Source organism: Streptococcus rifensis (assembly GCF_053203525.1).
On the sequence record NZ_JBRUCW010000012.1, the window covers coordinates 1 to 22,311 of the forward strand.

18 protein-coding genes are annotated in these 22,311 nt (G+C 41.7%); 10 read left to right on the forward strand and 8 right to left on the reverse strand.

The genetic code is table 11. The annotated features are described in order from the left end of the window. Positions 1-416 precede the first annotated feature (416 nt). On the forward strand, positions 417-1,958 hold the full coding sequence (locus tag ACVRYP_RS07835) for an ATP-binding cassette domain-containing protein (protein WP_447468248.1): 1,542 nt from the start codon (positions 417-419) through the stop codon (positions 1,956-1,958). Positions 1,959-2,010: 52 nt separating this feature from the next. Here the strand turns inward: ACVRYP_RS07835 and trxA are convergent, their stop codons facing one another. Together trxA and ACVRYP_RS07845 are read right to left on the reverse strand one after the other, a co-directional pair. Continuing rightward, positions 2,011-2,325: a thioredoxin gene (gene trxA / locus ACVRYP_RS07840; RefSeq protein ID WP_447468178.1), complete on the reverse strand. Its 315-nt coding sequence runs from the start codon at positions 2,323-2,325 to the stop codon at positions 2,011-2,013. 111 nt (positions 2,326-2,436) lie between these two features. Further along, positions 2,437-3,297 (reverse strand): helix-turn-helix domain-containing protein, encoded by an 861-nt coding sequence (locus ACVRYP_RS07845; protein WP_447468179.1) that lies wholly within the window; start codon positions 3,295-3,297, stop codon positions 2,437-2,439. Positions 3,298-3,860: 563 nt separating this feature from the next. On the opposite strand from ACVRYP_RS07845, the gene ACVRYP_RS07850 reads away from it, so the two are divergent. The 3 genes from ACVRYP_RS07850 (at position 3,861) to ACVRYP_RS07860 (ending at position 6,151) form a co-directional block, all read left to right on the forward strand. Continuing rightward, complete coding sequence (locus tag ACVRYP_RS07850) at positions 3,861-4,196, forward strand: hypothetical protein (protein WP_447468180.1); 336 nt, start codon at positions 3,861-3,863, stop codon at positions 4,194-4,196. Between the two features lie 427 nt (positions 4,197-4,623). Next, positions 4,624-5,475 (forward strand): hypothetical protein, encoded by an 852-nt coding sequence (locus ACVRYP_RS07855; protein ID WP_447468181.1) that lies wholly within the window; start codon positions 4,624-4,626, stop codon positions 5,473-5,475. Further along, positions 5,468-6,151, forward strand: coding sequence for an ABC transporter ATP-binding protein (locus tag ACVRYP_RS07860; protein WP_447468182.1), 684 nt, complete (start codon positions 5,468-5,470; stop codon positions 6,149-6,151). Before ACVRYP_RS07855 ends, ACVRYP_RS07860 begins: the two co-directional genes overlap by 8 nt. A gap of 473 nt (positions 6,152-6,624) precedes the next feature. Here ACVRYP_RS07860 and ACVRYP_RS07865 read toward each other — a convergent pair whose 3' ends face one another. From ACVRYP_RS07865 to ACVRYP_RS07875, 3 genes are all read right to left on the reverse strand, one after another. Continuing rightward, positions 6,625-8,955, reverse strand: a complete 2,331-nt coding sequence (locus tag ACVRYP_RS07865) for an endonuclease MutS2 (protein WP_447468183.1) — start codon at positions 8,953-8,955, stop codon at positions 6,625-6,627. Positions 8,956-9,124: 169 nt separating this feature from the next. Next, a complete protein-coding gene (locus tag ACVRYP_RS07870) occupies positions 9,125-9,670 on the reverse strand; it encodes a CvpA family protein (RefSeq protein ID WP_447468184.1) in 546 nt (181 codons plus the stop codon). Next, the gene (locus ACVRYP_RS07875; protein WP_447468185.1) at positions 9,667-9,975 is read right to left on the reverse strand and encodes a hypothetical protein; all 309 of its coding nucleotides are present in this window, start codon (positions 9,973-9,975) and stop codon (positions 9,667-9,669) included. Before ACVRYP_RS07875 ends, ACVRYP_RS07870 begins: the two co-directional genes overlap by 4 nt. Positions 9,976-10,064: 89 nt before the next feature. Between ACVRYP_RS07875 and rnhC the strand changes: the two genes are divergently transcribed. The 4 genes from rnhC to ACVRYP_RS07895 all read left to right on the forward strand — a co-directional run bounded on the left by rnhC (position 10,065) and on the right by ACVRYP_RS07895 (position 14,502). Then, positions 10,065-10,985 (forward strand): ribonuclease HIII, encoded by a 921-nt coding sequence (gene rnhC / locus ACVRYP_RS07880; RefSeq protein ID WP_447468186.1) that lies wholly within the window; start codon positions 10,065-10,067, stop codon positions 10,983-10,985. Between the two features lie 2 nt (positions 10,986-10,987). After that, on the forward strand, positions 10,988-11,611 hold the full coding sequence (gene lepB, locus ACVRYP_RS07885) for a signal peptidase I (RefSeq protein ID WP_447468187.1): 624 nt from the start codon (positions 10,988-10,990) through the stop codon (positions 11,609-11,611). Between the two features lie 52 nt (positions 11,612-11,663). After that, positions 11,664-14,099, forward strand: coding sequence for an SF1B family DNA helicase RecD2 (gene recD2, locus ACVRYP_RS07890; protein ID WP_447468188.1), 2,436 nt, complete (start codon positions 11,664-11,666; stop codon positions 14,097-14,099). Between the two features lie 190 nt (positions 14,100-14,289). Then, a complete protein-coding gene (locus ACVRYP_RS07895; protein ID WP_447468189.1) occupies positions 14,290-14,502 on the forward strand; it encodes a hypothetical protein in 213 nt (70 codons plus the stop codon). A 12-nt stretch (positions 14,503-14,514) separates the two neighbouring features. Here the strand turns inward: ACVRYP_RS07895 and dinB are convergent, their stop codons facing one another. Beyond that, positions 14,515-15,585, reverse strand: a complete 1,071-nt coding sequence (dinB, locus tag ACVRYP_RS07900; RefSeq protein ID WP_447468190.1) for a DNA polymerase IV — start codon at positions 15,583-15,585, stop codon at positions 14,515-14,517. Positions 15,586-15,845: 260 nt separating this feature from the next. Between dinB and pflB the strand changes: the two genes are divergently transcribed. Both pflB and ACVRYP_RS07910 read left to right on the forward strand, forming a co-directional pair. Further along, positions 15,846-18,188, forward strand: a complete 2,343-nt coding sequence (gene pflB, locus ACVRYP_RS07905) for a formate C-acetyltransferase (RefSeq protein ID WP_447468191.1) — start codon at positions 15,846-15,848, stop codon at positions 18,186-18,188. A 272-nt stretch (positions 18,189-18,460) separates the two neighbouring features. After that, the gene (locus ACVRYP_RS07910; RefSeq protein WP_447468192.1) at positions 18,461-20,059 is read left to right on the forward strand and encodes a hypothetical protein; all 1,599 of its coding nucleotides are present in this window, start codon (positions 18,461-18,463) and stop codon (positions 20,057-20,059) included. 548 nt (positions 20,060-20,607) lie between these two features. Here ACVRYP_RS07910 and ACVRYP_RS07915 read toward each other — a convergent pair. Continuing rightward, positions 20,608-21,549, reverse strand: coding sequence for a serine hydrolase domain-containing protein (locus tag ACVRYP_RS07915; protein ID WP_447468193.1), 942 nt, complete (start codon positions 21,547-21,549; stop codon positions 20,608-20,610). Beyond that, a complete protein-coding gene (locus tag ACVRYP_RS07920; protein ID WP_447468194.1) occupies positions 21,546-22,295 on the reverse strand; it encodes a CppA N-terminal domain-containing protein in 750 nt (249 codons plus the stop codon). Before ACVRYP_RS07920 ends, ACVRYP_RS07915 begins: the two co-directional genes overlap by 4 nt. Positions 22,296-22,311 lie beyond the last annotated feature (16 nt).

The following is a 22,311-nucleotide window of genomic DNA, read 5'->3' on the forward strand; positions in this document are numbered from 1 at the left end:
TATCTGGCTGAGAAAGAAAATCTTACCCAACCACATACTAGTATAAACTATGTCTCAACAAAATAACAGTGGTTTTGACACAAATAAGACCTAGTTTTGCGGGACATTTTCATTTTCGATTGACAGTAATTTTCAGAAAATATTGATTTTTCTTTCAATGAAAGCGGTTGACGATAGACCTATTATATGCTAAACTAAAGTCAAATGATATGGAGGTAAGGGAGACATGCGCAATTAATCTTTTCCAGCAGTTATACTGAATAGAAAAGATTTTTTGTGTGCCCTTATAACGCTATTTTCCCCAAAGCATGAACCGACAGGGAGATAGTGGGTAGTTTTTGGAGTTCCTTGGTCTTTACTGTTCAGTAAAGACCAATTTTCTTTTCAGTTAAAAGGAGAGCTCTATGACCCAAATGATACTTCAAACTCAAAGCTTAACCATTACTCACCTCAAGGATTTAAAAGACTTGGTCAAGGATCTTACCCTTGTTATTAACAAAGGTGACAAGGTGGCCCTTATCGGCGAAGAAGGGAACGGCAAGTCCACTCTTTTAAAACTATTGGTGAGTCCAGCAGAGATTGCTTCTTACGCCAATTATTCAGGCACGATCCATCGTCAGTTTACAAGCTTTGGCTTTCTGCCACAAAGCTTGCCTGCTGAGGTTCGAAATCTTAGTCTTAACGACTACTTCTTTGGGGATACGATGACTCTGCTCGACTATGGGAAGCTTTATCGCTATGCCAGTGAATTGGCTTTTGACAGTGATCGTTTTGCCAGCAATCAGCAATTAGGAAGCCTATCTGGTGGGGAAAAGGTAAAGGTTCAGCTCATTAAGCTCTTTGCCAGCGACGCTGAGGTTTTCTTTCTTGACGAACCCTCTAATGACCTTGACTTAGACACCTTGAAATGGTTGGAACAGACCATTCAAACATTATCACAGACCGTTGTCTTTGTCTCCCACGATGAAACCTTGCTGAGTCAGGTAGCTACCAAGGTTGTTCACTTGGAACGGATTAAAAAACGAACGGAAGCTCGAACCCAAGTCCAATCTCTCGATTATGAGGATTATAAAAGACAACGAGACCATCAGTTTGAAAAAGACACTAAAGTTGGCAAAAAAGAACGTGAAGAGCATGCGACGACCATGGCCCATAACCAGCAGCAACAGCAGGCCGTTCAGCACCGCCTGAGAACCACTAAAAATGATGTTCTAGGACGACTCCTCGCCAAAAAGATGAAGACCTTACAGTCGCAGGAACGCCGTTTTCTAAGAGAAAGTGAAGACTTCACAGAAATTCCTACTAAAGAAGATAGCATAACATTGAGATTTGACAACATCTCACCTTTGCCAGCCTCAAAAGTCCTTCTTCAGCTTCACAACCTGAAACTCGAAACTCCTGAGCGAATCCTTTCCCAGAATATCCATCTCATGGTCCGAGGGCAGGACCGTATCGGAATTATCGGGGCTAATGGTGTTGGAAAATCAACACTGCTCAAAATCCTTTATCAAGAACTTCAAGGAAGGACTGATATCAAGGTCGCCTATATGCCACAGCACTATGAAACCCTTCTGTCTTTAGAGGAATCTCCCCTAGAATTTCTCAATCCTTCTGGGGAAAAGGGGCATGAAACAAAAATACTCAGTCATTTAGCTCTGCTCAACTTTTCCCGTGAGGAAGCTAGACATCCTATCGCCCAGCTTTCTGGCGGTCAACGCGCTAAACTGCTCCTTTTAAATCTTGTCCTTCAAGAACCAACTGTTCTATTGTTGGATGAACCCAGTCGGAACATTTCTCCAACCTCACAACCCGAACTCCGCCAGCTCTTTCAGACCTTTCCTGGTGCTATTCTCACTATTTCTCACGACCGCCTCTTTCTCAGAGACGTTTGCGAAAGCTTTTATGAGCTTAAACCAGATGGTCTACATATCATTAACAGAGAAGAGTTGGACCATTAGGCTTATCGACTAAAAAAGCCAAGAAACACGAACTGTTTCTTGGCTTTTTTGATTATCCAATCTCAGCTAAAATTGCCTTGATTTGGTCTTTGGTGTGAACACCGGCCACTTGTTTAACCACTTGGCCATCTTTTTTGAACATTAAAGTTGGGATGCTCATAATACCAAATTCACGAGCTGTTGATGGGTTTTCATCTACATCCATCTTCAAGATTTTGAGGTCTGACTCATCGATTTCTTGGGACAGTTGTTCCAAAATTGGCGCTTGCATGCGGCATGGACCACACCAAGTTGCCCAAAAGTCAATCAAGACAACGCCTTCAGCGGTATCTTGTGCAAATGTTGCATCTGTAACGACTTGTGTCATAATATGTCTCCTTTTAAAACTTTATCTACTGCCATTGTACTCCAAAAAAACCATTTTGTCTCAAATCTGCTACAGGACTTAGTACTTCCCTATTTTAGTATTTTCCTATTCTCAAAGAAGACTTATGTTAAACTGCTTAATCAAGTTTAAGCAGTGTTCCTTAGTACTTTCGTCATCAGTGTCATCTGCCATTCTTAAAGCTTTGCGGATTAAGGGGTTATCCTTTCCAACAATTCCTTGGTATAGGACAGCCCTAGTCAAATAATCATACCGCTTTCTGAGTTTTGCCTCTTGCTCTAATAAGGTTGAAAATCGAAGTGCCTCATTAACATTATCATATCTCATAAAAAGGTAGGCCAAATTTCCCAATAAACTCAGTTTTGTCCCTTGAATTTCTTTAAAGTGGTCATACTTAACTAGTCTTTCTAAGATAAGATTCGCTAATTCCGGTAGCTGTTCGATGGGAAAGTAAAAGAGGATACTGGAGATCAGTCTAAAGTCATTTTTATACCAAGTATCATAGGACTTCATCTCATGCCAAATGCTTTCAGCTAAAATAGCTGCTTTTCTAGGCTTAGACAGACCTTCTTCTCGAATTTGGTAAACAACCTGAAGCATAGACAGCCGTCGCCTAATCGGAACATGCCTAGGATTATACTTGAGATAGTCCTCACAGCGATGGATAACTTGCTTTATCATGGCAAATGAAACTGTTCCAAGGAGTTCATCTATATCATTAAGAAGGGCCTGACCATTATCTTGCCGGTAAAGATTGCAAATGTATTCAAATTCGTCCAGATTCATGTCCAGCTGCCGAACGAGAAAGGACATGGTTTCATATCGAGGAGTAGACTTATTCTGCTCAAACTTGACCAAAGTCGTTCGATCAATAGTCTCGCCGCAAATAGCTTCCTGCGTTAATCGCTTAGACTTACGAATAGCCTTATAAACGGAACCATAATCCCATCTCATCTAGCTACCTCCTTACAAAAATGTGATAAAAACCAACATTTTAATCCATTTTCCTAAAATTATTGTACCATAAAAATAGAAAAAGAAAAGGAGATTGATATGAAAATTCAGAATATTCTGTTTACTACTCTCCTGTTACACTGTCTCTTTTGTTTAATGGTTTTTGTTCCTCAAGCAGAAGATGGTTGGTCAATCGGTGAGAGTCATATCATCTGGTCTAAATAAGCCATTTACTACTGAAAAGTTAAGAAAGGACAGGTGGTTCCAATGTACTAATGTTTTTAAATCTTTGCAGAAACTGGATAAGATAGCTATAATAGCTTATTGCTCCCAGAGAAAATAATATAGCGGTTAACGGCATATATAACTACCTCATAGGTGGATAGGATTATATCCAATATCAAATTCTATATTGCTGTCCTTGAGAGATCTTTGCATATAAAAAACCATACCTCGTAAAATATTTACACATTTATTATACTATTGGTTTTTTGATAATTATTAGAAATAGAAAAAAAATACAAAATAAGTATTAATTTTTTAAATTAAATAAGGAGACTATTATGGATATCAAAAAGAAACTTTTTTCAATAGCCTTATTCTTATCTCTAGCTTTTGGAGGAACAGTTTATGCCGCTACTTATTCCTATGGTGACTGGTATAATGGTGTTAGATCTACTGAGCGTTGGCACGATCTTAATTATCTAGCTGAAGCTTGGACAACTCGCCCTGGCCACAAAACAGGAATTTACTATTATCGCAGTGGTAAATATGTAGGTGGTGTAGAAGCTTACAAGGACTCTTGGAGAAGAGACGGATCACGTGTCCACAACAGCACTGTTATTTGGGATTCTTTTAGCCTATATGCCCCAAAAACATCATTTACTTATAAGCTTTAGCAGCTCATTTTAGTCTAGAGAAGGGGAGTTTTGCAATGACCAAAAACTGGTGGTTTTTATATGGTATTGCAGTGACATTGGATTTGGGTTCCTTTTTGGTTTTGGTAATTCTAGTACTAACCAATCGTTTGAACATGCTAGGTACCGTTTTCTTAATCATAGTGCATTCAGGACTGTGTTTGATGGCTATTAAAAGCCGATTATCGTTGTTTCGCACCCACCGATTGCTCGGGATGGCACTGATTGATCCGCTTTATGAGTACATTAAGTGTCATATCATTGGCCTTCTCTTCCCTTTTCTATTGACTATTGTGGCTTTTCGTTTATCTTGGATAGAACGAGGCGTTACATTCCTGATAACAGGTAGCCTTATTCTCATGTACCTGATGTGTATTTTATCGACTTATGTAACATTGAGGAGGCATTTATGACCGCTATCTACTGGTTGATGGTAAAAAAACGTTGGTATGTCTTTCTTGCTATTTTTGTGACTGGTTTTCTCATGAATCTTATAGTTTGGAACGAAACAAGCCAACTGATTCGCAACCTAGTTTCTTTAAAAACAATGCAGGTTGAAGCAGAAAATGATGGCTATGATTTAGTTTACTATCCAAGTCAAGACCAAACTCAAGATAACCCTCAGCAAGCAAAAGACCAGCTATATCAAAAATTAACCGAGTTGAATGAGCAAGGTAAAGTCTTTTACAACAAAGGAGCTTATCTCAATGGTGGTGACTTACTCCCATTAGATGATGAAATCCTAACAAAAGAATTTTCAGAGTCACAAGTATTTGGTGTATTTTTTAATGACCTTCTTTTTAGAAAGCTGAGCGATGAAGAAATTGATGATCTTGAGACTAGTTTTCTAAAACTTGGTGATAAGATAGAGATTGTTCCTTTTCAGAAACAGTACGAGAAACAACAGGACTACTATTGGAACAATATGATTTTTGGTTTAGGGGTAGGGACTTTTCTGTTAGTTATCGGTCTTTTGCTCCTCAGGTGGCTCTTACTTTCTACTTGGCGTATCTGTGAGGAGGAAATAAAAGTTCTCAGACTTATTGGGTTATCCAAGCGCCGATTAGGGCGCTCCATGACACTTTTTCTGCACTCTCCAATCATCTTAGCCTTGCTCGTTTTCATCTTTTCTTCCTATACCATTTTTTATTTTGGCATGATTGGTTGGGATTACATCTATCTAATAGCTATGAGCAGTTTACAATTTTTACTGATTAGCTATATGGTCTCTCGACGGATGAAAGGAGAAACAGATGCTTAAATTAAGTGGATTAACCAAGTCTTACAGAGATAAAACGATTTTTCGCTCAGCAAACTTTGAAGCAATGGCAGGCCAAATGACCTTGCTTTATGGAGCATCTGGGATTGGAAAGACAACTTTATTAGATATTATCGCAGGGCTAACCTCCTTTCAAACAGGGACTTATATGTGGCAAGACATAAATCTTTCCAGGGTTAACGATGAGGTGATGAGTGCTTTTCGTGGTGATACGATTGGATATATTCCACAAGATTTTGCCTTAATCGGTGACTATACCGTCCGTGAAAATCTGACTCTACCGGCTCTTTACCATTCAAAACAAAGCAAACCTGATATGGAAACACAAGCGCTGCGTTTAGCAAAACGCTTAGACATCGGAGAACTCTTAGATAAAAAAGCCCTTCACATCTCCGGTGGGCAAAAGCAACGAACTGCTATTGCTAGAGCTTTGGTAGCTCCATACGAGATATTATTGGCAGACGAACCAACGGCAAATTTAGACAGGGAAAACCATGAGATTGTGCTTAAACTATTAGAAGAGCAAAAATTGGCAGGTCGTACAATTATTATTGCAACCCATGATGACCGTCTGAAAGAGTTGGCAGACCGTGTTTATATTATTGAAGGACAGAAGCTGCATTTGGAAAAGATAAATAGTAATGATAATTTGGAATGAAAAGTTTAATAGTTTAAGAAGACATAGCTAAACTTAATCAACTAGACGCGCTTTTTGTTGTTTTATTCCTCTTAAGAGGGTCATTATTTCTCATCTAACAAGTTGAGAACGTAGACAAACCCTAGTTTTCTATCATCAGGACATAACGAAGTTCTACCAAGGATTTAAAGAGTTGATTTTTTGCGAGCTAAGCGAGCAATTATCGAAACTTTCCGCTGTGATAAAAGTGCCTGAAACTATTGCGTTTCAGGCACTCGGAAGTATTGAGACCTTAGGCTCAAAACTTAGGTTTGGAATCCCGAAGGGAGTCGCTACCGTCCGTTATCACCTAAGGAAAGTTTCAAAAGAGACTTTGTCTTCAATCTGAACAAGTTACTCAGTATTTTTTAATTTTGAAGTCAGAAACTGCTAGTCTAAATTGTCGCATACCAAGCCGTTCAAATCCCAAGCTCAGACGAACTTGGGATTCTTTATTATTTAAATATCGCGATGGTACAGCCAGAGCCACCAGCATTTTGCGGGGCGTAGCCGAAGGATTTGACGTTTTTGTTGCGTCTTAGGTACTTGGTTACTCCTTCGCGGATGACCCCTGTCCCAATCCCATGGATAATGTCGACCTGCGCCATGTTGTTCAAAAGGGCTTGGTCGATAAACTCATCCAACTCCTGCATAGCTGCTTCGTAGCGTTTGCCACGCAGGTCAAGTCTGGCTGAAGGCCCCTTGGTGTTAGCACGTTTGACCACATTGACGGGCTTAGCCTTGACTTGTGGTTCTTCCTTTTTAACCAAGTCAAACTCATCCTTAGCCAACGTCATCTTAATCAAGCCGACCTGGGCTTCCCAGCGACCGTCCTTGAGCTGGTTAACCAAGGTTCCGCGTTGCCCGTAAGCTAGAACTGTGATGTCATCGCCTACCTTAGCCGCTTTTTGACTCTTGGCCTTTTTAAGCACCTTGTTCTTAGCTAACTTGGTCTCTTCAGGGACCAACTGTTTGAGTTGGGTCTTGGCTTCGATGATTTGATGGGGTTTGAGTTGGGCTTGATCGTGAAGGTTTTTGAGGATTTGCTCACTTTCAGCCAGGGCTAAATCTACGATTTCCTGAGCTTCCCCCCTTGCCTTGTCCAGCTCATTTTCTTTTTCTCGGCTAAATTCATTGTAGAGCTTTTTGAGCACACGGTTAAATTTAAGGTTTTCCTGCTCAACTTCCTTAATCTTATCCAGTCTTCTACGACTTTCGGTGGTTTGCTGCTCCAATTTTTCGATAATCTGATTGACATCGGTATTGCCCAGGGTTTGGGATTGGGCTTCCGTGATGATGATGCTCGATAGGCCCAGACGGCGTGCAATTTCAAAGGCATTTGACCGTCCAGGAACCCCTTGCATGAAGCGGTAAGTCGGGCTCAGGGTCGTTGTATCAAACGCCATGCTGGCATTTTCGACATGAGGCGTGTTAATCCCATAAGCCTTGAGCTCCGGGTAATGGGTCGTTGCCATGGTCTTAATCCCGCGGAGACGCAAGTCGTCTAAAATCGCCATGGCCAGAGCCGCCCCTTCTTGGGGATCGGTCCCTGCACCCAGCTCGTCAAAGAGAACGAGGCTGTCTTGATCGACGTCTTCTAAGATGCGAACGATATTGGTCATGTGACTTGAGAAGGTCGATAAGCTTTGCTCAATCGACTGCTCATCACCGATATCCGCAAAAACTTGACGAAACATCCCCACGCGACTTCCTCGGTCAGCTAAAATAGGAAGGCCGGACTGAGCCATGATTTGGGTCAGCCCCAAGGTTTTCAGCATAATGGTCTTACCACCCGTATTGGGACCAGTAATGACTATAGCGATCAAATCCTTGCCAAAATAAAGGTCATTCGGTACTGGCTTTTCCAAGAGAGGATGCCGCACATTTAAGAGTTGAATACTCTGATCTGCCGATACTTCTGGAACGACAGCCTGGTACTTCCTAGCAAAGAGATGTTTGGCGCGCACCAAGTCGATATGACCAATCAGCCAAGCATTGTTTTTAAAGGCAGCATGATGGGGCTGAACCATCTGAGACAGCTCTGTTAAGATTCGGTTAATCTCATGACGTTCATCTGCTCTAGCATTAGTGATGGCTTCGTTTAATGTCACCACTGCTCGCGGCTCGATATAGACAGTTGTTCCTGATGATGAAATGTCATGGACAATTCCTGGTACACGGTTGCGGTAGGTATTCTTAACTGGCAGGACATTGCGCCCGTTACGGTTAACGATAATGCCTTCAACCAACATTTCTCCTTGTTTTTTAAGGATGTCCTGCATGACCTGACGGGACTGGTCTTCGCTTTCTTGGATGGTCCGTCTGATTTTCGCTAATGCTGGGCTGGCAAAGGACTCCACAAAGCCTGCGTCATTAATCGACTGGAGGCTACCTTGGAGGTGTGGGAAGACTTCTAAGTTTTCAAAGAGTCGCGATAACTGCAACAGCTGGACATTTTCCAAGTCCTCGTAAAAATCCTTGAGCTGCTTCGTAACCTCTAAGAGTCGCTTGAGGGCCAAGAATTCCTCTATATTGAGTTGACCTTCTAGAGCTAGACGAGCCACTAAACCACTGACGTCTTTTGTTTCCCCCAGTGCAAACTGGGGCGACTCTACAAAGATGTCAGCCATCTCAGTTAGCTCTTCAAACTGACCCTTGACCCGCTTCATATCTGCCACCGGCCCTAGTAGCTGCAATTCAGAACGTCCTTGGGCTGTGACTAAGAAAGGTTCAAACAGACCCTTGACCTTTTCAAATTCTAATGTTTCTAATATTTTTTCGTTCATTCTTGTTCTTTCAATTATTCGTCATGCTTATCACAGCTGGTTAACTTGATACTACGGTAAGAAGGAGTTAAATCGTAAAACTCATAAACCCAGTATCCTCATCGTTATCTGTGGGTTCTATCGCTATTTACCAACTGATTTTAAGGTTATTAAAAAGGGAGGGCAAGCCCTACCCCAATATTTTTGTGACCCACAGGTTCTTCAAGAAATGAGACACCAATGGTGTGTCAACCATCATACGAACCATTAAACTTTCATGGAGTTTATCTTGAACCAAGCCTATCGGTACAGTTGCCAAGATCGTTAAAACCATCTCAATACCTATCCATGAGATGATAACAGACATAATTCCCGCAATAATCCTGGTATGAGGCACATCTAAACTCTCAAGATCCATAATATGTAGGAAAAGTCCTAGAAAACGGATGATTGCATACACCACTAAGTAGATGATGAAAAAAGCTAAACCTGCATAAAAGACCTGATCTAAGTCAAACAGTTGACTCTGGTCAAAAAAGTAGGTAGAGGAGCCTTCAGTAGCACTGGCATAAGGCACCCAAAGGTAGAGCCATTGCCCCAAAGGACGATAGTATAGGCTAGCTACAAAAAGAGAAATTAAACTCCCTAGGAGATAGGTTCCTTGAAGACCGAGTCCTCTGCGATAGCCAATGTAAAATTGCCATGCTAAGATAAGTAGAATTCCTAAAGAAATCATGGTAAAACCTCCTCAGTTGGCGTTTCTGATGTTTGAATATGCTCCAACATTTTTTTGCGAAGGCGGTTTAATTCCTCCTCTTGCTTTTCAAACTCAATTTCACGGGCCAACTGAACAGATAGAGTGTTGATAGCTAGTAAAATTGCCAAAGTCTCAGAATCTGCGGTCGGCATTTCCTCCTGCAAAGCCTGATATTTTTCTTTAGCGACCCGCTCGATTTCTTCCATAAACAGGTTATCGTGCTCTGTGGTTAGGGTCAATTGTTTATCTGAAAATGTAAATTTATATCGATTTAAGTTTGCCATAAATTACCTCAGCCTTCATTATACCTTATTTTTAAGCATTTGACCATTTGACACGGTCATTTTTCTAATTTTGTGGTAAAATAAAACCTATGAATCCAATCGTTTTGCTTTTGACTGATGACGAAATCAGTCGACTGACTGCCCATTATGCCAACTACAATAGATCAAATAACGACCCCAATAAAAAGTACTTTTTTAAGGTCAATGGGACAGCCATTAGTGTTTATGCTTCTGGCAAGGTCATGTTTCAGGGACCAGAGGCCCAAACTTTAGCAAATCAGTGGCAGACCACGACTGATAATCATAAAAAAACCAGTGACAAGCATTCATCTACACCTTCTCGAGTGAATCAAGCTCTATCGACGGTTGGTTCTGATGAGGTTGGAAACGGCTCCTACTTTGGAGGCATTGCGGTAGTGGCCAGTTATGTGCGCCCCGACCAACATTCTCGACTCAAAGCCCTGGGTGTTGATGATTCCAAAAGTCTGACCGATGCTAAGATTCTACAGATTGCGCCCATTTTGGAAAAGGAAATTACTCACCAGGCCTTACTATTGTCGCCTTCCAAGTACAACGAAGTTGTCCCAAGTCGCCACAACGCAGTTTCAGTCAAGGTCGCTCTTCATAACCAGGCCCTTTACTTGCTCCTTCAAAAAATTGAAACACCAGAGCAGATTATTATCGATGCCTTCACCAGCTCTCAAAATTATAAGAAGTATGTGACCAAAGAGCCAAATCAATTGCTCATACCTGTTCAGCTGATTGAAAAGGCTGAGAGCCAATGTTTAGCTGTTGCAGTTTCATCAATCATGGCCCGAGCGATGTTTTTAGACCAGTTAAAAGAGTTGGGAGAACAGGTTGGTTACAAGCTTCCAAGCGGAGCAGGTCCAGCCTCTGATAAGGTTGCTGCCCAACTGCTACAGGCCTACGGCCGATCATCCCTCCACCAAACCGCTAAACTTCATTTTAAAAACACTGAAAAAGCAGAGAAATTAGTCAGGAGATCTTAACCATGTCAGGACGTCAAAAAAATCAATTTAATCTTAGAAAGTTCCTCAGAGAATGGGGCGGATTTATCCTCATCATGGGACTCTTTCTCATCTCACGCTACACCATTTGGAATCCCGTTACAGTCGAAGGTCATTCCATGGACCCAACTTTGAAGGATCGTGAAATGCTCATTGTCTTGCTTCATACTGATATTGAGCGATTTGATGTCGTCGTTGCTAATTCTGTTGATGATGGTGGGGAAACTAAGAACATTGTGAAGAGAGTCATCGGAATGCCTGGTGATGTGGTCAACTTTAACAATGATGTTCTCACCATTAACGGTGAAGTTGTCGACGAGCCCTATATTGCAGAATACTTAGCAGCCTTTAAAAAGGACAAGCTTCAAGAAATCTATAGTTACAATAGTTACTTTCAAGAGCTCGCTTTGAAATCCCAGACCTTTACCACAGATGCCAATTACAATAGCAATTTTACGGTTACTGTTCCTGAAGGGCAATATTTCTTAGTTGGAGACGACCGTATTGTCTCTAAAGACAGCCGACATGTCGGGACCTATTCAGAAGAAAGCCTCATTGGTGAGGTCAAAGTCCGTTATTGGCCGATTACCAGTATAGACTTGTTTTAAAAAGCCCGGCTCCAGCTCAAGAGCTGGGTTTTCTCACATAGGAAAGGATATCATGGAATATTTTTTTTCTGGAACGATTGAACGGGTTATTTTTGAAAACCCAAGTAATTTCTACAAAATTATAGTCCTCACTATTGATGAGACAGACTACGATGACTACGATGACTTAGAAATCATCGTTACAGGTACAGTTGCTGATGTTATTGAGGGTGAAGACTATCGTTTCTATGGTGAGCTCGTTCAACATCCAAGATACGGCCAACAACTTAAGATTACCCGCTATGAGCGCAGTAAACCTAGTGCTAAGGGATTAGTTAAATATTTTTCGAGCGATCATTTCAAAGGAATCGGTCAAAAAACAGCTGAGCGCATTGTGGGAGCCTATGGTGAAGAAGAGACGATCGACCGAATCCTGGCTGAACCCGAACAACTGACCGAGATTCAAGGCCTGTCCAAAACTGCCCGTAACAATTTCCTAGAAAAATTGCGGGCTAACTATGGAACAGAGATGATTTTGGCAAAGCTAGCCACCTATGGTATCCCTAATAAATTAGCCTTTCAGATTCAAGATACCTATAAAGAAACAACCTTGCAAGTTATCGAAGACAACCCCTATCAGCTGGTTGAAGACATTCAGGGTATCGGGTTTAAACTGGCCGATCGCATTGCCGAGGCACTTGACATCAAAAGCGATGCCCCAGAGCGCTTTCGAGCAGGACTCATTTACAGCCTCTTAAGCCGTTCAATGGAAACCGGCGACACCTATGTGGAAGCTAGGGACCTCTTAGAAACAACCATTTATCTATTAGAAGATGCGAGACAAATCGAGGTCTCCCCAGAAGCAGTCGCTGCAGAACTCGGTAACCTCATTGCTACTGATAAGGTCCAACAAATTGATACTAAAATTTTTGACAACAGCCTCTACTTTGCTGAGCAAGGTATTGAAACCCAATTAAACCGCCTCATGAAGCATGGCCCTGAGCGCGTTTTTCAAGAGGCGGTTATTTTAGAAGAAATTGCTAGACTAGAAGACGAGCAGGGGATCACCTATGATAGCCTGCAAAAAGACGCTATTGTCAAAGCCATCAACCAATCCGTCTTCATCCTAACAGGTGGACCAGGGACTGGTAAAACAACTATTATCAATGGCCTTATTGCCGTATACGCTCGACTTCACAAGATCGATCTGACCAAGGTTACAGGTGATTGCCCGATTATGCTAGCTGCCCCTACTGGCCGAGCTGCCAGACGGCTGAATGAGTTAACCGGTCTTCCTGCTGCTACCATTCACCGACATTTAGGTTTAACGGGAGAATCTAATGACGAAGTCAGCTACCTTAATGATTATCTCGATGCCGAGTTTATCATTGTCGATGAATTCTCAATGGTGGATACTTGGTTGGCTTACCAACTATTATCCAATATTTCAGGTAATACCCAACTCCTAATTGTAGGGGATAGCGACCAACTCCCTTCGGTCAATCCTGGCCAAGTGCTAGCTGACCTCCTCAAGGTCAACAGCATCCCTAGTATCAAACTGAAGAAAATCTATCGCCAGTCCGAGGAATCAACTATCGTCACCCTAGCCAATGCCATTCGGCAAGGTGTCTTGCCAGCGGATTTTACTCAGAAAAAAGCTGATCGCTCCTATTTTGAAGCCCAGCCTGAACATATCCCGCAAATGGTCGGACGCATTGTCTCAGCTGCCATCTCCAGTGGCATCAAGCCTCAAGACATCCAAATTTTGGCTCCCATGTACCGGGGGACTGCTGGAATTGACCAGCTCAATCAGCTCATGCAAGCCCAGCTCAACCCTTTGCTTGATGGTCAAATCGAGTTTGCTTTTAATGACTTAGTTTTTCGAGAGCACGATAAGGTGATTCACCTGGTCAATGATGCTGAAAGCAATGTCTTTAATGGCGACCTAGGCTACATCACAGATCTCTTACCAGCTAAATATACTGACAGCAAACAGGACGAACTGACCATTATCTTTGATGGCGGTGAAGTGACTTACCCGCGCAATGAGTGGTACAAGATTACCTTAGCCTACGCCATGTCCATTCATAAATCGCAGGGCAGTGAGTTTCCAGTGGTTATCCTTCCCTTGACCAACAGCAGCAAGCGTATGCTCCAGCGAAATCTCCTCTATACAGCTATCACTCGTAGTAAGAGCAAGCTCATCTTGCTAGGCAATCTGTCTGCCTTTGACTATGCTCGAGCACATACAGGAACTGCCCGAAAGACCTATTTGGTTCAACAGTTTGGTCAGAAGGCCAGTGAGAGTCCAGAAGTAAACCCGTCAAGGACTGACACAGCTAGGGAATTAGCAGACCTTACTGGAGAAAAAGAGCCTGACACCACCCCAACAGAAGCTGCCACAACTGAGCAAAAACCTGTCAGCTATACCCTCACCCCACATAATTACCAATCGATCGATCCCATGATCGGCCTAACCGAAGAAGAGATCAAGAAATTCTTTAGATAAAAAACAAGCCTAGCGTTCTTTATGCCAGGCTTGTTTTGTCGTTAAGTGAAACAGCAATTGTTTCTATTGGGATTAAGCCCCAAAAAACACAGGGCTTTACCCTACCAGCCATCACTCTCTAAAATTGGGTTAATTGCAAGTAGATGTAGCTGATGACAGAGATAATGACCAGTAAACTATTATTGAGCAGATGAAGGCTTACCTGCAAGATATACGAACTCAGTCGGAACTGGCCAATATTATTATTGTGGGAAGTCACATTGATTACGAAGACCTGCTTAAAAACCATTACCGTGTTTTTGGGGTTATCGATAGAACGGACAATCAGTCTATCTCGTTTCTTATAAAAGAAATTCGTTACTATCTTGATGGGATTTATGGCGACTCATTAGGACGAGACTAGGCAGTCATAGCGTTAGTCTGCTGATAAATTTGTCACCGTCACTCCTAATAGACGGATGCCCAAGTCTTTTTTGTCCAAATTATCGTAGATGCTGTGGACAACTGTTTCTAGCTGGGCTGGGCTAGCGACTGGTTCAGCTAGGCTTTTGCGCTTAGTCAGGGTAAAAAAATCTTCATAACGCAGCTTTAAGACCACGGTTTTTCCCTTCAACTGCTGTTTAGCAAGGCTCGCAGCCACACGCTGGCACAGGTTGCTCAACTCTTTTTTGGCGTCTTCATCATGATACAAGAGTTTGCCGTAGGTTCGCTCCTTGCCCAAGGACTTACGTACACGTTCTATCTTAACGGGCGAGTTGGAGATCCCTCTGGCTTTACGATAAAGGTCGTAGCCAAAGCGTCCAAAACGGTCAATCAAGGTCAGCTCTGGGATACTCTGCAGGTCAGCTCCTGTATATACCCCCATAGCATGCAGCCGCTCAACGGTTTTTCGCCCTACGCCATGGAATTTCTCAACTGGAAGTTCTGCCAGTACCGTCATGGCTTCCTCTGGCAGAATAACGGTTAAGCCATGGGGCTTTTTCATGTCTGATGCAATTTTGGCTAAAAATTTATTGTAGGACACACCGGCTGAAGCTGTCAAATGCAGTTCCTCCCATATATCCCGCTGGATAAGTTGGGCAATTTTAACTGCTGAGGAGGAGCCGATCTTATTGACCGTGACATCTAAGTAAGCCTCATCGATGGACATGGGCTCAACCAAATCGGTATAGCGCTGAAAAATGTCCCTGACTTGGCAGCCGACTTGGACATACTTATCGTAGTTGCCAGAGATAAAAACTCCTTGGGGACAACGTTCATAAGCCTCTTTGGCAGACATAGCCGAGTGAATACCAAACTCCCTCGCTTCATAACTGGCTGTGGAGACGACACCCCGTCCTCCAGACTGTCTAGGATCACGGGCAATGATGACAGGCTTTCCCTTTAATTTAGGATTATCCCTTTGTTCAATCGCTGCAAAAAAAGCATCCATGTCGATATGGATAATCTTTCGACTCGTGTCATTAATGAGGGGAAAAATCAACATGATAGCATCCTTTCCAAACTCAATTTTTTCCTATTATAGCTTATTTTTGAAATTAATATGAAAACGACATCTCTTTATTAAATTGTCAAAAAATTGTAATGTGATTCACTTAACATTCTTAATTAAGTATTTAACCTAATTAATCAGTGTAAAATAAATCACAGAAGAAAACGTTTACACTTGTTAATTTCCTTGTGTAAACGATTTCCAAATGTTATAATTGTAATTGTAAAAGCTATAAAAAGAAAGAAGGAACTCACATGTCAACAACAGTTAAAACAGCTAACGTGACAGAAGATGTTTTCGCGCAAGCCTGGGAAGGTTTCAAGGGAGATGACTGGCAAGATAAAGCCAGCGTAACCCGTTTCGTACAAGCAAACTATGCGCCGTACGATGGGGATGAAAGCTTCTTGGCAGGGCCAACAGAGCGTTCGCTTAAAATTAAGAAAATCATTGAAGACACTAAAGCACATTACGAAGACACACGTTTCCCTATGGATATCGATCGTGCGACTTCTATCGCTGATATCGGTCCTGGTTTCATTGACAAGGACAATGAAGTGATCTTTGGTATCCAAAACGACGAACTCTTCAAGTTGAACTTCATGCCTCGCGGTGGTATCCGTATGGCGGAAACAACTTTAATTGAGAACGGCTATGAGCCTGATCCACTCCTTCATGAAATCTACACGAAACATGCGACAACTGTAAACGACGGCATTTTCCGTGCCTACACGTCAAATATTCGCCGCGCTCGCCACTCTCACCACGTTTCAGGTCTTCCTGATGCCTATTCTCGTGGTCGCATCATTGGGATGTACGCTCGTCTTGCCCTTTATGGTGCAGACTACCTCATGCAAGAAAAAGTTGCTGACTGGAATGCGATCACTGAAATCGACGAAGAATCTATCCGTCTCCGTGAAGAAATTAACCTCCAATACCAAGCCTTGCAAGAAGTTGCAAAACTCGGTGACCACTATGGTGTCGATGTTCGGAAACCAGCGATGAACACTAAAGAAGCTATCCAATGGGTCAACATCGCCTTCATGGCTGTTTGTCGCGTTATTAACGGTGCTGCTACGTCACTTGGTCGTGTACCAATTGTTCTTGATATCTATGCAGAACGTGACTTGGCTCGTGGTACCTTCACAGAATCTGAAATTCAGGAATTTGTAGATGATTTCGTCTTGAAACTTCGTACAGTTAAATTTGCACGTACGAAATCATTCGATGAAATCTATTCAGGTGACCCAACCTTCTTGACAACATCAATGGCTGGTATGGGTAATGATGGCCGTCACCGTGTGACAAAAATGGACTACCGTTTCCTCAATACCCTTGACAATATCGGTAACTCTCCTGAACCAAACTTGACAGTTCTTTGGTCTGACCAATTACCATACGCTTTCCGCCGCTACTGTATGGCCATGAGCCACAAGCACTCTTCTATTCAATACGAAGGTGTCTCAACAATGGCTAAAGACGGTTATGGGGAAATGTCATGTATCTCATGCTGTGTATCACCACTTGACCCAGAAAATGAAGACAAACGCCACAACATCCAGTACTTCGGTGCCCGTGTTAACGTTCTGAAAGGTCTCTTGTCATCATGGAACAACGGTTATGATGATGTTCATAAAGACTATAAAGTCTTTGACGGTGTGGAACCAAACAATGACGAAATCTTCGACTACGATAAAGTCATTAAAAACTTTGAAATTGCCCTCGACTGGTTGACTGATACGTATGTCGATGCCATGAATATCATCCACTACATGACGGACAAGTACAACTATGAAGCTGTCCAAATGGCCTTCTTGCCAAGTCACCTTCGCGCTAATATGGGATTCGGTATCTGTGGTTTTGCCAATACTGTTGATTCCCTTTCAGCTATCAAGTACGCACAAGTAAAACCAATCCGTGACGAAGATGGCTTCATCTACGACTACGAAGTGACTGGTGAGTTCCCTCGCTACGGTGAAGATGATGACCGCGTTGATGACATTGCGAAATGGCTCATGGAAGCTTTCTATACTCGTCTTGCTAGCAAGCCACTTTACAAAAACGCTGAAGCTGCTGTGTCTATCTTGACCATCACTTCAAACGTTGCTTACTCTAAACAAACTGGTAACTCTCCAGTTCACCGCGGAGTATTCCTCAACGAAGATGGCTCTGTCAACACTTCTAAAGTAGAATTCTTCCCACCAGGTGCGAACCCAACGTCTAAATCACGTGGTGGTTGGTTGCAAAACTTGAACTCTCTTGCAAAACTTAACTTCAACCACGCTAACGATGGTATCTCACTCACAACTCAAGTCTCACCAAAAGCTCTTGGTAAAACATTTGATGAGCAAGTGAAGAACCTTGTGACCATTCTTGATGGTTACTTTGAAGGTGGTGGTCAACACGTTAACTTGAACGTTATGGACCTTAACGATGTTTACCAAAAGATTATGGATGGAGAAGATGTTATCGTTCGTATCTCAGGTTACTGTGTCAACACCAAGTACCTCACTAAAGAACAAAAAACTGAGTTGACACAACGTGTCTTCCACGAAGTGCTCTCACTTGATGATTCTGTAGATGAGTTGGTTAATAACTAAGTCCCTCTACTAGCAATCTGAGGCTGGATTATATAATCCAGCCTCTTTGTTTGTTTTAGATAAATACAACTATCCTTTTAGTTCGTGCATCGTTTCACCCTTTCGAAATCTCCATACAAGCTTTAAAACTCTCTCTTAAAAAGAGCTTAAGATGCTAAAAATACTATAAAATAGGGGGTTTGCGCGACTAGCTTCTATATGTTAAAATGAAGACAGGATGAACTGTTTCGGACAGTGACCCTATTCTCCATCAATAGATAAGGACATACAATATGAAATTATATTTAACCGATAAAGCCAAAGAAGTTTATTTACTACTGGGCTTTGTCCTCTTTATTTTTATCAATGTATTTTTATTTAATAACAAAACTGGCATTGGCTTCTCTGTTTTTTCAACATTGACTTTACTTGCTATCGGGTTGTTATCTCAACGCCGATCACTCAAAATCCTAGCCATCATTTCCTACCTGATTAATATCATCGTAGCATGGCAAGGATTGAATTATCTAGGATGGTTAACCGCTGTCCAAGCGATTGAATTGATTTTTATTGTCTGGTTTCTTTATCCTAAAGATACTTTCCTAAAAAATGATGCTACTGATCGCTTTTTATTTCATTATCGTCTTGGTAAGCTAGCAACAATAGCAAGTTTAACAGCCCTTATTTATATCCTTTTCCAGATAGCTCGCCTATTTTGGGATGGTACTTTTTTAGAATTCGGCGGGAACACAGCCTTTATCTTTGGGACACAGTATTTCTTATACACCATGCTTCAAAAACTGCATTTCGAAGAGGAGGCTGCCATTGAAGCACGGATGGCTAAAGCAAAACAGCTAGCTGAATTAAAACTTGTCCAACAAAAAATGAGGGAAAATACTCCTAAAAAAACAAGTGCTATTCCACTTGTTACCAATAACTTTGTGAAACTAGCCGGCATATGGTTGATTGTGATGGATTTGTCTATCCTGTCCTATATCATAAAGCCAAATGATGTTGGCTTTGGCTTTGGGGCTTTCTTTGTTCTCTTGAGTATCATTGTTTCACTCATCGTCAAGACAGAAGAAGATCCAAATGATGTTTTTTCACTCATTTACCATAAAATCCGCCCTGTACAACCCGTGTTCTTTATCATTTTGTTGATTGCCCATGCTCAAAAATTTAGCTATGGCGCAGCCTATGCCCTACTCTTTGCTATCGCTTATTTTATTTGGGCAATTGGCAAAATCAATATGAAAACCTTGCTGACTGCAACTGTACTGATTTACTTCTTTCCTGTCTTTGGCTACATTTCAAACCCTTATCGATTAGGGGCAGAGTCCCTATCTGATGTTGGGAAAATGCTAGTTAAAAAGGGGAGTCCAGACTATTACAACCTAATCAATTGGCTGGACTGGTCATCCGAAAGTTTTGAAGATGATGATCTTGAGGATGATTATTCTGTTGACCATTATGATGAAGATACCTTGACTGAGCAAACGCGTACCTATGCTGATACGGTTTGGGTTAGCAGTTACACTTCTGAGGCGGGGATTGAAATTGAAGAATATGTCTCTGAATTAGAACTCAGCTACAATTCCATTATCGATAAGGTAGAAGTCCAGGTGCGAACCACAAATGACTTAGTCACTCTATCTGGCTACCAAGAAGCTTATGAGCGTGCAGTATCTAACCCTGAAGGTGAGGATTTCCCTTACCAATACAGAGGCTATGTGTATCTCCAAGATATCGAAGGAGCCTACGGTATTTATCGCATCTATATCAGGCTTGACGAACAATGGTTGGAAGAGTTTGCTGAGAATCCTGATGGGCTATCCTTCGACTTACTGATTTCTGGCGTCGACGGTGATTTATCTGTCATCGAGAGTTATTGATGAAGAAAATAACAACAGATCGAAGACAAAGTCATTTTTGGAACTTTCCTTAGGTTTTTCGCTCTCTTATTTTCAGTCTCAAACTTTACATGATCGACTGAATCGGTTAAACAGACGGTAGCGAATCCCTTCGGGATGATTGTTAAGGCCAACCTAAATTTTGAGCCTTCTTCACTATTTCATCTCCATACTCAGACCCGAAATAGTCCAATGGACTATTTCACCTCAAAAGTTCCGAATGCCTGACACGATAAGGTTTCAGGCTTTTTTATCACAGGGGAAGATTTCAGTTTTGGCTCGCTTCCCTCGCTCAAATTCTATATTTTTAACAAAATCATTAGCACAGAAAATAGAGTTTGTCTGAGATCTCATAACACGTCTTTAATTTCTAAAATTAAGGAGGCCGGGCAAAAAGTTATAATTTAATTATTCTTTTTAAAAGTAAAATGGCATAGAATCAACGTTTTAACAACGTTATTCCATGCCATTTTCTATTTTTCGAGACTTTTTGCCCAACCTCTTTTCAACTTTTTTCGTAAAACTATTGACTAGAAAGCCATTGAGGTTTCTTTCATGGTTTGTTTAATGACCTCTCTCAGTTCTCGACGCTTAGTAATCCATTGAGGTCGGTCATCATAGGCAAAGGTCCGATTGGTTAAGAAAATAGCAGCCTGCTGGTCTTTGCGATTAATCATGACAAAGGGACCTGTATAACCTGTATGGTCTATCCAATCGCCATCTAAATTCCAACCTAAAGAGCGTGTCTTTTCTTCTTTAGCATAATTTTCCCAAAGATTCTCCGCAAAATCATCCTCTAAATAATGCTGGCAAAAGAGCTGCAGATCTGAAAGGGGTGAAAAGAGTCCTGCAGACCCACAATGATGTCCCAGCACCTTAGCCTTGGGATCGTGCACCTGTCCATCTAAAATTCCTGAGATGGTAGGCACCGCTCCTAAAACAGGACCAAATCCTGTCTCTGACATTTGCCAGGGGTCAAAGAGCTGTTCAGCAAAAATACTGGCCAAGTCTTTCTCAAAAACTTCTTCTAAGAGAAAACCAAGCAGGATGAAATTGACATCTGTATAGCCAAAAGTCTTTTGTTTAGTGACCTTAATCTGATCAATAGCAGCCTTTAATCCTTTGGCATCTAGCTTATCGCGATTGGGAATGAAGGGATCAATTCCGGAGGTGTGCGTCAAGAGTTCTCTAATCGTGACATTTGGATCAGTGACCGCAGGATAATAGGCTTTTAAGGGAGTATCTAATGCGAGACGACCCGCTTGGATAAGCTTAATCATGACTGTCGCGACACCCACGACTTTTGATACACTGGCTAAATCATAGACCAGATTTGATACGGTAGGTTGATGTCCATCAATGGTTCCATAATAGTCGTTCTGCCATTTTCCATGGTCATAAAGAGCCAGACTAGCTCCAGGATATAGCCCTTGGTCTATCTGGCTTTGAATTTTATTTTGAATTACTGTCATTTTCGTAGCTTAATATCCAGTCCATTTTGATCAGTAACAGTTAAAAATCGTTCTTTCTTATCTACAAAGACTTCCAGTCCAGATTTGCGAGCTTTTTGAGCAATAGGCGCTAAGTCTTTATCTTGCCCCATCATAAGTTCCAGACCGACTAAATCCCAGGTGACATTGTTAGCAACCTGTAAGTCCTCTCCCTCAGCTTGGATAAAACGTACAGGAACATCTGGAAAAAGATCTACAAAAAGATTTTTACTATTAGCAACATCCTTCGTTCTCACATCAACAGATTCAATAGCAAACCGACTCAGTCCGTCAAATACGGACTCACCCTTTTTGAAAATTGGCTCTCCTTTAAAAATTTCAAGTTCAGCAACATTATCTTCTGCATGTAGCAAAAAAATATCCCCTTCGGGAGACTCCGCCGTAAAAGCCCATCCCTTTGGACCTTGATAAAGGGCTTGGTAAGGTGCTCCCAAATCTAATAAATGTTCAATTTCTTCAGGAATAGCAACTTTTACAGTAACCTGGGCTAACTTTTTAGGACCTTTCACTTTACGAGTTCTTGCCGCTGGCGATTCTTCTAAAATCAACTGCACTTTTTGATCTCCATAGCTTCCCAAATCTGCAAAAGCATTTTCCTCATGGAGTACCTTAAATCCTAGGACTTTTGTATAAAATTCAATGTTTAAAAAACGGTTATTAACCTTTATTACTGGAATCATTTCAATTACTTTCCCATTTCTTTTCATACTTTATATTGTAAGG

Coding starts and splice junctions, on each gene's coding strand:
- trxA (WP_447468178.1), bottom strand. CDS start 2,325: ATGACACAAGTCGTTACAGATGCAACATTTGCACAAGATACCGCTGAA.
- ACVRYP_RS07845 (WP_447468179.1), bottom strand. CDS start 3,297: ATGAGATGGGATTATGGTTCCGTTTATAAGGCTATTCGTAAGTCTAAG.
- ACVRYP_RS07850 (WP_447468180.1), top strand. CDS start 3,861: ATGGATATCAAAAAGAAACTTTTTTCAATAGCCTTATTCTTATCTCTA.
- ACVRYP_RS07855 (WP_447468181.1), top strand. CDS start 4,624: ATGACCGCTATCTACTGGTTGATGGTAAAAAAACGTTGGTATGTCTTT.
- ACVRYP_RS07860 (WP_447468182.1), top strand. CDS start 5,468: ATGCTTAAATTAAGTGGATTAACCAAGTCTTACAGAGATAAAACGATT.
- ACVRYP_RS07865 (WP_447468183.1), bottom strand. CDS start 8,955: ATGAACGAAAAAATATTAGAAACATTAGAATTTGAAAAGGTCAAGGGT.
- ACVRYP_RS07870 (WP_447468184.1), bottom strand. CDS start 9,670: ATGATTTCTTTAGGAATTCTACTTATCTTAGCATGGCAATTTTACATT.
- ACVRYP_RS07875 (WP_447468185.1), bottom strand. CDS start 9,975: ATGGCAAACTTAAATCGATATAAATTTACATTTTCAGATAAACAATTG.
- rnhC (WP_447468186.1), top strand. CDS start 10,065: ATGAATCCAATCGTTTTGCTTTTGACTGATGACGAAATCAGTCGACTG.
- lepB (WP_447468187.1), top strand. CDS start 10,988: ATGTCAGGACGTCAAAAAAATCAATTTAATCTTAGAAAGTTCCTCAGA.
- recD2 (WP_447468188.1), top strand. CDS start 11,664: ATGGAATATTTTTTTTCTGGAACGATTGAACGGGTTATTTTTGAAAAC.
- ACVRYP_RS07895 (WP_447468189.1), top strand. CDS start 14,290: ATGAAGGCTTACCTGCAAGATATACGAACTCAGTCGGAACTGGCCAAT.
- dinB (WP_447468190.1), bottom strand. CDS start 15,585: ATGTTGATTTTTCCCCTCATTAATGACACGAGTCGAAAGATTATCCAT.
- pflB (WP_447468191.1), top strand. CDS start 15,846: ATGTCAACAACAGTTAAAACAGCTAACGTGACAGAAGATGTTTTCGCG.
- ACVRYP_RS07910 (WP_447468192.1), top strand. CDS start 18,461: ATGAAATTATATTTAACCGATAAAGCCAAAGAAGTTTATTTACTACTG.
- ACVRYP_RS07915 (WP_447468193.1), bottom strand. CDS start 21,549: ATGACAGTAATTCAAAATAAAATTCAAAGCCAGATAGACCAAGGGCTA.
- ACVRYP_RS07920 (WP_447468194.1), bottom strand. CDS start 22,295: ATGAAAAGAAATGGGAAAGTAATTGAAATGATTCCAGTAATAAAGGTT.